The sequence below is a fragment of the Nostoc sp. 2RC genome (genome assembly GCF_014222165.1).
Classification (GTDB): domain Bacteria; phylum Cyanobacteriota; class Cyanobacteriia; order Cyanobacteriales; family Nostocaceae; genus Nostoc; species Nostoc linckia.
The window spans coordinates 1-10,284 of sequence record NZ_JACKZU010000297.1; the positions used below are offsets into that span (position 1 = coordinate 1).

The window sequence follows — 10,284 nt, forward strand, 5'->3', positions numbered from 1 at the left end:
CCCAGTCCCCACCAGATAAATCAGCGCTTCCACTAAAGCCTGATTTTGTTCATCAGTGCCAACAGTGATGCGTAATTTATCTTCTAATCCTGGCTGCTTAAAGTACCGGATTAAAATTCCCTGTTGCTTGAGTTTTTCATAGAGATATTCCGCGTTTCCTGCTGGAGGTTGTGTCAGCAAAAAGTTAGTTTGGGAATCCCAAATCCGAAAACCTAATTGTTTCAAATCTGCTGCTAACTTAGTACGCGATGCTTTAATTTTTGCTACGCAAGCATTTTTATAAGCTTGGTCTGTAATTGCAGCAGTGCCAATTGCACAGGCGATCGCATCTATGTTATAGCTATCTTTAACTTTAAATAATCCATGTAACAACTTGGGATTCGCTACCCCAAATCCTAATCGCAATCCAGCCAATGAGTAGCCCTTAGAAAGTGTCCGAATCACAATCACATTTTCATATTCGTTGACTAAAGTCAATGCACTCTCTTCTGTAAAATCCACATAAGCTTCATCAATAACTAAAACTCCAGATAACTGGCTGGCTAGTTTTCGTAAGTCATCTATTGGCACTACATGTCCCGATGGGCTATTAGGTGAAGCAATAAATGTTACAGAGCCATTGACAGCAATCAATTCTTCAAGGGGGAAAATATAATCTTCGCCGTATGGTATCTCAATAATATCCGCATTTTGCATTTGGGCTAACGTGCGATACAGCACGTAAGTAGGCATTGGATACACTACTTGGCGTCCAGGTTCAGTACAGGCTCGAATCACTACGCTTAACAATTCATCACTGCCATTTCCGACAATTATCCAATCACTAGGAACTCCCAACACTTTACTAGCAGCTTGGCGAAATTCCTCCCCAAAAGGTTGTGGATATCGGCGCAACCATTCTCCATTAATATTTTGCAGCACAGTTAATGCCGCAGGGGAGGGAGGATAGGGGTTCTCATTACTGTTGAGTTTGATAATCTGCGTCCCACGCTGAGGCTGCTCGCCAGGAACATAGCTAGCCATTGCATCAACATTGGAGCGGAAATACTTGGTCATGTTAATTCATAATTCTGAATTCATAATTTACAATCTACAGTAGATTTCTATAGGAATTCGATTGGCGATCGTTCTGCGAACAAAAAAATATTTTTAAAATTTTAATTCGGGCTACCACGATTATTTACAGCAATTTTCATATATTTGAACCACATCTGTCGTAAGGGCGCAAAGCCTTGTGCCCCTACCACGTGGTATATTTACCTGAAAATTGCTGTAAGCTTACAAATTATTAGGTTTTCTTTTAATTTATGTAGTTTAAAATACTACTTATTGATGTCCAGAATGTGGGCTATAAGTTAAAACAAGCGGTGCGTCACGCCTTTGGGGTAACGCACACTAGAAAAATCTCTGAACGCTATTAGCCCATAATTATCCCAGTCGCTAATCCCCAGTCCCCAGCTTAATTAGATGCTGCCTTTTGTGCAACATTATGAATTATTTCTTCCAAGGTTTGCAGTAATTCTTGTTCGTTATACGGTTTAGAAAAGTAGGCTCTTGCACCTAATTGCATAGCCAGTTGTCGATGTTTATTACTACTACGGGAAGTTAGCATCGCCACGGGAATATTTTTTGTCTCAATGTCTGAATTAACCTTACCTAAAAAGCCATAACCATCAAGACGAGGCATTTCAATGTCACAAATTACTGCTTCAACTCTCAAACCATTTTGGAGTTTTTCTAAAGCGTCTTGACCGTCTTTGGCTTGTTCTACTTGATAGCCTCCTTTTTCCAAGGTTAAAGCTAAGAAGCGGCGAACATTAATTGAGTCATCTACAATCAAAATAGTGCCTTTAAATTTGGTAGAGGCTGCTGATATTTTTTCTTCATCAAATATCAAGAACGGTGTTTTTAATCTTGCTGATGGTAATTGAGTTCCTCTAGGAGTCCGCTGATTACTAGCAATCCAATACAGCAATTCATTGATATTAACTAATGGTATTACTCGACCATCTCCCAGAATTGTACAGTTGCTAAAGCCTTGAGGTAGAGGTATATTTCCTTCAATTTGACGAATAGCAACTTCTTGTTCGCCCCAACAACGGTCTATTTGTATTGCTACTGTTTGATTATTACCTTTAACTACTAAGACGCTGTTAACATTAATTGCTGCTGGAGTTTCTAGTTCTGCGCTATCATAACGCAAGCAATTAAATTGTAAGTAGCGACTCAAGCGAATTAGTGGTAACATTGTTCCTTGCCAATTGAGGACTTCGCTACCCGCCATTTGGAAAACTCGCTCGTTTTGCAATAGCGATATTTCGGAAATCACATCTGTGGGAAATGCCAATAGCATTTTGTTAATTTCTACTAGCAATACTCGTCCCACAGAAAGTGTAAATGGTACTGAAAGAGTGAAGGTAGTACCAACTCCCGGTTCGGTATCAACTTTGATATCTCCTCGAATCAATTTCAAATTGTTGCGAACCACATCCATACCAACACCGCGACCTGATAATGTTGTTACTTGGTCGGAAGTGCTAAAACCTGGTTCAAAAATTAGTGATAACAGTTCATCATCACTAGCATTAGTAATCAGAGAAGCATCTAATCCCATAGCTAAGGCGCGGGTGCGAATTTTCTCTAAAGAAATGCCCCAACCATCATCGCGTATACTAATGAGGGTGCGATTACTATGGTGAGTTGCTTTAATTTCAATTAATCCTTGTTCTGGTTTACCAAGGAGGCGACGGGTAGCAGCATCTTCGATTCCATGATCGAAGGCGTTCCTTAATAGGTGCATCAAAGGCTCATTTAATGCTTCTAAAATGCTGCGTTCAATTAAAGTATTGCCGCCTTCAATTTTTAATTGTACATTCTTTCCATATTCTACATTTAAATCACGTATAGCTCTGGGAAAACGGTCAACTAAATCAGACAGCGGCCGCATCCGGATATGATTCAGTTTTGTTTGTAATTGTTTTGATGTTTTATTTAACTTGCGAGCAATTTGGTCTGTATCGTCTACACTTAATTGCACGTCAGTTGTGACTTCTTGTAGTTGAACAATGGTTTCCATAACTTCCTGCGATCGCAAGCTTAAGTCGTTATGGCGATCCATGCCTAAACTGTCTGTTTCTGGTATATAATTGCCATTTTCAACTGGCAATTGCCCACCACCAACCACGGCAAATTGAGTTGAAAATTTTGCGTAAGCTGTACGCAATTCTTGGTTTTCTCTATCGAGAATTTGCACTCGTTGGTTAAGATTTCGCACGAGTTTGCGTAATCTTTCTAGTTGGGCATTTAAACCGTTGCGTTGAACAATTAATTCCCCAAATAAATCATTGATTTGTTCGAGTTGTTTGCTGGGGACTCGAACGGTATTTTCTTGAATTTCTCGTTCTTTGCCAACAGTTAATTTACCATCTGTAGTATGATTTTCTCTGGCAAATATAGTATTTTGCTCTGTAATATTTACAGCATTGACATCCTCACTAAATTCTGCATCTAAAAATATAAAATTGGCGGCGACTGTTTCATCTTTATTGCTAGTTTCTGTAGATGATGACAGAATTTCTGTTTCTAGGATATGTGTGTCAGTTGCATCTTTGGCGATAATTTGTGGTATTACTTCTGTTTTTAATATTGGCTGAGATTGAGTATAATTACTGAATTGAATTTCTGTAGGTAAATTATCCAATTGATTTGTCAGTACCAAAGCTTGCGATCGCCGCCATGCTTGCAATGCTAACTGAGCAATTTCATAAATGCGTTCCCCAAAGGAGTTGTCGGAGACATCGCTGCTTGCAGTGGCCAATTGCTGAGTTACTGATTCACAAAGTTTGCTAAAAGCTGGTAATTGCAGCATTTCCCCCAAACCACCCAATTCCGCCGCCATCACCGCAAATTCTACTTGTAAATTACACTGGTCGCTATTTGCCAACGCAGATTCTAAGCGCTGCAAACATTCCTCTACTTCTGTTTCAAATAGCAAAGGAATAACATCTTGCCCATCTTCTGGAGATAACATGGTTGTTGCATCTTCAGGACTGGGGTCACCCAAGCGTTCGTGCAATTCATCAAAAATTGGGTAACAAAAAGTTGCTAACCACTGTTCTTCAACTACATTGCCTTGTGCCAGCAATTCGACAATTTGACGCAACCAATCAACACCAGAAAGCAATAAACTTTGTAACTGAGTATCAATTTCTAAAGAATTTTTTCGAGTTTTTAAAACTTTAAAAGAATCTTCTAAACGATGGGATAAATCGCTGAGGGATTTAAATCCCATCATCGCCGCACCACCTTTAATAGAATGAGCAGCCCTGAGAGCAGCATTAATTTTATCTAAATCAATGCGGTTACTAGTATCAATTTCCAGCAATACTCCTTCGAGAGTATTCAAGTAATCAATTGCTTCTTCCAGAAACTGCATCTGGATTTCTAATTCTTTGTCATTTAGCATGGTTTTTATTTTGGGGCATGGGGCATTGGGCATGGCGCATTGGTTATTAACTGATGACTAATGACCAATGACTAATCACAAAATTCAACTAACTTTAAATGTTCCGACAGTCTCTTGCAATTGCTGGGAAATCTCCACAGTTTGTTGCAGAGATTGGGAAATTTGTACAGAAGAATCGCTAGTACGTTGTGATACGGCAGCGATGTCTTTCATCAATTGGCTGACACTTTGTGATGTTTCTACTTGAGATGCTGTTGCAGTGGAAATCGACTGCACTAAGAAGTCAATTTGACGCGATACATCCAAAATCTGACTTAGACTTTCTTTTGCCTCCTCTACAATTCGAGTACCTTCTACCACTTGGGTAGTGCCGATTTCCATCGCCTGCACTACTTCGCTAGTTTCTCGTTGAATATTCCCCACAATTTCTTCAATTTCTTGGGTTGCAGCGGCACTGCGAATTGCTAGTTCCCCGACTTCTTCTGCAACTACAGCAAAACCCTGACCTTCTTCACCCGCGCGGGCTGCTTCAATACCGGCGTTAATGGCAAGCAAGTTAGTTTGAATGGCGATTTGATTAATTAATGAAACCACGCGAGAAATTTGTTGTGAAGATTCGCCCAGACGCTTAACTTTTTTGGCAGTTTCCGCGACTGTTTCTCGCATAGATAGGATATTTTGTACTGTCAAATCCATTGCGTGCCCACTTTGAGTGGCGTTGTGAGCAGCATCGTTGGCAATAAAAGCTGCTTTTTCGGCACTTTCGGCTACGGCTTGCATAGATTTGGTCATTTGGTCAACAGCATCGAGAGTACAGTTGATTTGAGTTGCTTGGGTGAGTGCTTCTTCTGCTAGTTGGCGAATGGCTCCTTCGTTAGAGCCAATGGCACTATTTACTTGAGTAGCTGCTTGTTTGACTTGGGTAACAATGTCACGCAGACTTTCCACAATGGAGTTGAAAAAGTCGGCAACAGTACCGATTTCTCCAGCAGTCACGTCTGCACGCACTGTCAAGTCACCTGTGGCTGCACCTTCGATGTCATCGAGTAGTTCTAAAAGTTGTTGTTGCAGTACTTCTTTTTCTTGCTGTTCATCATCAGAATCTTTGAGTGCAACATTTTTGGTTTGTTCTATTTGTTCTAGTAATTTCGCTTGTTCTAATGCATAACCGATTTGAGTTGCTATCTGTTGAAACAAATTAATTTCCGGTTGTTGCCAAACACGAGAAGTTTGGCAATTATGAGCGATTAATAAGCCGAAAATTTGTTCTTGGATAATAATTGGTGCAATCAGATAACCTTTGACGGCAAATTTATCTAATAGTTGAATATAACTATCAGCATTTTTCAAGTTTTGGTCTAGATAAATGTTGGCAACTGCTTGCAATCGGTTATCTTGATAATTTTCTACATGGTGTTCCCAAAAATAAGGATCGTCGATTTGTACTCCGATAAGTTCTGGCCAATTGCCACTTAACGATTCAGCAACAACGACACCATCTTTAGTATCAGAGTTTAAACGATAAACAATTACCCGGTCTGTTTTAATTTCTCGATGAACTTCTTTAACTGCTGTTTGATAAATCTCTTCAGTTTTCAGGATTTTCCGAATTTTTAGGGTAATATCTGTTAGCGAATTTGTGTCTTCTACATGTAGTTCTTGTTCCTGAGATAAGACTTCTAATTGTTCGGCTATCTGGTTAATATTTGCACTCAATACCCCTAATTCATCTGCCCTTGCAGTGTCTAAACGGGTATTTAATTTGCCTTGATTGAGCTTTGTTAATGCCGCAGTTGCATTCAGAATGGGCTGTGCAGTTCGTTTAGCTAACCAAGATGCGATCGCTGCAACAATCAAAGCTGTTAATCCCGTGCCTATGCCTATAATCCATAACAATTGTCTTTGCGGTTCAAAGACAATTGCTGTGTCTGTAGATAATAGTACCTGCCAATTTAAATCAGGCAGTCCATTGAACTTAGTTGATGGAACGTAACTAACTAATTGTTGTTTTTGATAATTTTTAGGAACTTCAATAAAACTATCTACTTTTTTTGCGGTTAGCAGTTTAGCTAAATTGCGATATTCTGTTTTTGCTTGTTTACCCAATAATTTGGATTGCGGACTTAAAAAAATTGTCCCCGTCGCATCAAGCAATTGATATTTTTGTCCATTGACTGCGTAATTTTTGATGACTTCATCTAAAGATTTACCGGGCATCTGCGCCCTAACTACGCCAATGGTTTGACCTGTATATGTATTTTTAATAGGTGCTGCAATATAAATATTCACTGCACCAGTATTGGTTACTGTCTCTGGATTACTAATAACAGGAGCATCTTTTTGTAGAACCTCTTGAAAATAGCTCTCGTCTTTTTGGTTTTCCAAAACTTCGCCTGTAGATTGAACAATTAAGTTGCCAAGGCGATCGAAAATAGCAACACTATCGTAAGCTTGGTAAGCTTCCACAATGCGATTTAATACTGCTTGCTTTTCTTGATTAGTGGTGGTGTTGCTAGCTTGAGAATTTGTCAAAAATGGCAAACCAGATATTACTTGAATATCTCCATAACGTTCCAACATGAAACGGTTGATTTTATCGCTTAAACCAGTGGCTTGGGCTTGTTGAGACTGGGTAATTTGCTTGGTAATGGATTTGTTAGCAAAGCCAAAAGCCACAGCACCTATGGCCAATACTGGTAGTGTACCAATGGCGATCGCCAAAATTGTTGCTTTCTTGACTAAACTCAGTCTTGTCAAATACCCAAAAGCTTGATTACCTGAATTACTAGCAGTTTCAGTGGTAACTTTATTGGGTAGCTTCACTACACTTCCAGTAACTTTTTGAGACGAAATCAGCGATGTCCTATTTTGAGGACTACTACCGTTATTAGTGTTAGTTTTATTAAACATAAGATTATGTCTCCAACATGTGAATAAGTACGCTAAAATTGATTTTTTATAAAGTATTTTGAATTTTTACTCCTGATTTCTGAATTCTACATTCTGATTTTTTACCTAATCACTGCGAAGAATTGAAGACTGCACAATAGCCTGGGAATCTAACACCAGTAATATTTCTTTTTGTTGCACTACACACCCACATAAATAAGGAACTAAACTCGATGCTACTTGTCCTATGGGAGAATGAATTTCATCAGCAACAAACCTAATAGTACCTTTGATTTCCTGTACAACTAAGCCTAACAAAAGTGATTCTACTCGGATAACGATCGCACTATACTGCCGCACTCGATAATCAAGAGATTCTAAATTCAGCATTCTTGGCAAATCAACTACCCAAATTATCCGACTGCGCCAATTCATTAACCCTAATATACAAGGAGGCATATTAGGCATCGAAGTCACAGACTCAATAGGCACAAGAATTGCTTCTTGAGTATGCTTCATTGATAAAACCGCACCAGTCTGTTGATTTAGCTGAAATTTTAAATAACCGTCTGCTAAGTTATTTTCGGTTGGTTTTGGGGAAAGTGTAATGTTTGTACTAGTCATTGATTCAAACTACCACTGATTTAATAGTGCGTAAAAGATGTTCGCGGGTGTAAGGTTTAGTTATATAAGCATCTGCACCTTGTCTCATCGCCCACAATCGGTCAATTTCTTGATTTTTAGAACTACAAATTATAATCGGTACTTTTGCCGTAATTGGATTTCTTTTCAAAGAACGGCACAACTCAAATCCACTCATTTCTGGCATAACAACATCAGTAACAATTACATCTATTTTTTCTAAAACAGCTTTTTCCAAAGCTTCTTTTGCACCAGTAGTTTTAATTACGTTATAACCACTTTCTTTGAGATAATGGCTCATTAATTCCAATTCGCTGGGAGAATCTTCTACAATTAAAATTGTGCCAAGTAAAGTCAGGCTCACTATAAATCTCCTACAAATAAATGGTATAAGAATTCAGGAGTCAGAATTCAGGAGTCAGAATTCAGAATTGAATTAGCATAGCTTGTTAGTAGCTTACTAACTTCTTCAAGTTGAAGTTTTAATGCTGAAATATCACCATATTCTAAGTCATTTGAAAGAATTAGATAATAACGACATTCTTCTAAAGAACCTTGTGCAATATTCAAAAAACGTACTTTATCTGCTAGTCCTTTTTTCTTAAATCCTTCTGCTATATTTGCTGGTATAGAAATTGCTGCCCGTCTAAATTGAGAAGTCAGACCATATATTTCTGATTTCGGAAATTCCGCAGTAAATGGATACACTAATAAAATAAATTGATGAGCTTTCTGCCAAACTATCAAGTCTTGAAATGTCTTCGCCCTCTCTCTCATATCTCCTGACTCCTAAATTCTGACTTCTGACTCCTGAATTCTGAATTCTGAATTCTTAATCAAGATATTTAAAAACCATTTTTAACAATTCTGACTGTGTAAATGGCTTGGTCAAATAACCTGATGACCTAACCATTTTAGCCTTTGCCCTATCAATAAATCCTGTTCTGCCAGTAACCATAATGATAGGTATATTTTTAAAAGCAGAATGTTTTCTTAACAACGAACATAGTTCATAGCCATCTAAAGAAGGCATTTCAACATCTAGCAAAATCAAATCGGGTTTACTCCGAAGAATTTGCATTAAAGCTTTTACTGGATCGTTAATCATTACAACTGAAAATGTGTTTTCATCCAAAAAATGCTTGATGGAATTTAACACTGTTTGACTATCATCAATGCAGGCAATTGTATATGTAGTTTTGCCAACAGGTAATTCAGTGACTAAATTATTATTCTCAGAAATATCAAAATTGATTTGTCTGGGGGATTTTTGCCCAAGTTTGATTTGCAATTGTGGCAAAACTTGAGAACTAGCACCAGCAGGAATTGATGACTGGATATTTTGCCGATTTCTTAATTGCTTTTGACAATGTTCTACCAGTAACCGTAAATCTAGGCGACAGAACTTTGGTAGCTCATTCAAAGAATTCTCCGGACTAAATTCATAGCTACCTTCTTTTAAGCACAGAAATGATTCCAGTACTTCTTTTGCTAATTCGTCTATTAAATTTCCCGCCTGCACAGGAGTAATCAAATCCTGATTTACTAACCAGCAAATAGCCTGATAATCTGCGTTTAGTATTGATTGATGTTCATTTTTCGTCTCAAACATCAGCCGCATCTGAATGCGAGTCGCGCTGTTGAGAGCAGGAATTTGCTGGCTCAAGCGCCGCAAATGACTATCAAGTCGCTCAAACAGTTTATCTGAATAGGAGGCATAAGTAAGTTTACCGTCCTCTAGATAAATTGACCAATAAACTATCCCAGTAAATACGCTTAAGCAACCTGTAGCACGCCGACTAGTTAATTGTGCCAACAGAGATAGCGGATGTAGTTTTTGGAACAACTTGTAGCTACCTATAGGAGTTGTGCTCATTTTGCTTTTACTCAGCTAAATACAGTATGTGTAAGCTAAATTCGTAGAGAGCTTGTCCACAATTCAAATTAAGTAAAAGACGACAAAATTTTGTATTTTAAAGTACACAAATTTGACCTCTCGATTTGTGGTGAAACTCAACGAAAAGGGCGTTATTCTCAAATGCTCAAATCTCAGTAAATTCGTAAATTGTGATTAATTTACTTCCTGTTACTGAGATTTATAGACATTCTTGAAAAATAAGACATAGAAATGTCAAGACCAGATGAAGCCACTTTCCATTGAGTAACCCCATTCTGACCACAGAAATAATACTGATTTTATTAAAACAATATCTTTGAACTACTGTATTTACACTTAAGTAAAATCAAACTTTTAAATATATCAGTACTAGATAAAGCCACTTTTGATT

7 protein-coding genes are annotated in these 10,284 nt (G+C 38.1%); all 7 read right to left on the reverse strand.

Annotated features, from left to right (window positions below; genetic code table 11):
- The coding region (gene hisC / locus GNE10_RS25750; RefSeq protein WP_185567932.1) for a histidinol-phosphate transaminase at window positions 1–1,056 on the reverse strand (1,056 nt) is incomplete at its 3' end.
- A gap of 403 nt (window positions 1,057–1,459) precedes the next feature.
- Window positions 1,460–4,465 (reverse strand): response regulator, encoded by a 3,006-nt coding sequence (locus GNE10_RS25755; protein ID WP_185567935.1) that lies wholly within the window; start codon window positions 4,463–4,465, stop codon window positions 1,460–1,462.
- A gap of 84 nt (window positions 4,466–4,549) precedes the next feature.
- Complete coding sequence (locus tag GNE10_RS25760) at window positions 4,550–7,375, reverse strand: methyl-accepting chemotaxis protein (RefSeq protein ID WP_185567938.1); 2,826 nt, start codon at window positions 7,373–7,375, stop codon at window positions 4,550–4,552.
- A 105-nt stretch (window positions 7,376–7,480) separates the two neighbouring features.
- Window positions 7,481–7,978, reverse strand: a complete 498-nt coding sequence (locus GNE10_RS25765; RefSeq protein ID WP_099068040.1) for a chemotaxis protein CheW — start codon at window positions 7,976–7,978, stop codon at window positions 7,481–7,483.
- Between the two features lie 4 nt (window positions 7,979–7,982).
- A complete protein-coding gene (locus GNE10_RS25770) occupies window positions 7,983–8,360 on the reverse strand; it encodes a PleD family two-component system response regulator (RefSeq protein WP_099068039.1) in 378 nt (125 codons plus the stop codon).
- A gap of 47 nt (window positions 8,361–8,407) precedes the next feature.
- Window positions 8,408–8,773 carry a four helix bundle protein gene (locus GNE10_RS25775; protein ID WP_185567941.1) on the reverse strand — a complete coding sequence of 122 codons (366 nt, stop codon included), beginning with the start codon at window positions 8,771–8,773 and terminating at the stop codon, window positions 8,408–8,410.
- 55 nt (window positions 8,774–8,828) lie between these two features.
- A complete protein-coding gene (locus tag GNE10_RS25780; RefSeq protein WP_099068037.1) occupies window positions 8,829–9,872 on the reverse strand; it encodes a response regulator in 1,044 nt (347 codons plus the stop codon).
- Between the last annotated feature and the right edge of the window lie 412 nt (window positions 9,873–10,284).

Excerpts from the sequence above, each read along its gene's own strand:
- GNE10_RS25765 (WP_099068040.1), bottom strand. The coding sequence starts at position 7,978 with ATGACTAGTACAAACATTACACTTTCCCCAAAACCAACCGAAAATAAC.
- GNE10_RS25760 (WP_185567938.1), bottom strand. The coding sequence starts at position 7,375 with ATGTTTAATAAAACTAACACTAATAACGGTAGTAGTCCTCAAAATAGG.
- GNE10_RS25780 (WP_099068037.1), bottom strand. The coding sequence starts at position 9,872 with ATGAGCACAACTCCTATAGGTAGCTACAAGTTGTTCCAAAAACTACAT.
- GNE10_RS25775 (WP_185567941.1), bottom strand. The coding sequence starts at position 8,773 with ATGAGAGAGAGGGCGAAGACATTTCAAGACTTGATAGTTTGGCAGAAA.
- GNE10_RS25755 (WP_185567935.1), bottom strand. The coding sequence starts at position 4,465 with ATGCTAAATGACAAAGAATTAGAAATCCAGATGCAGTTTCTGGAAGAA.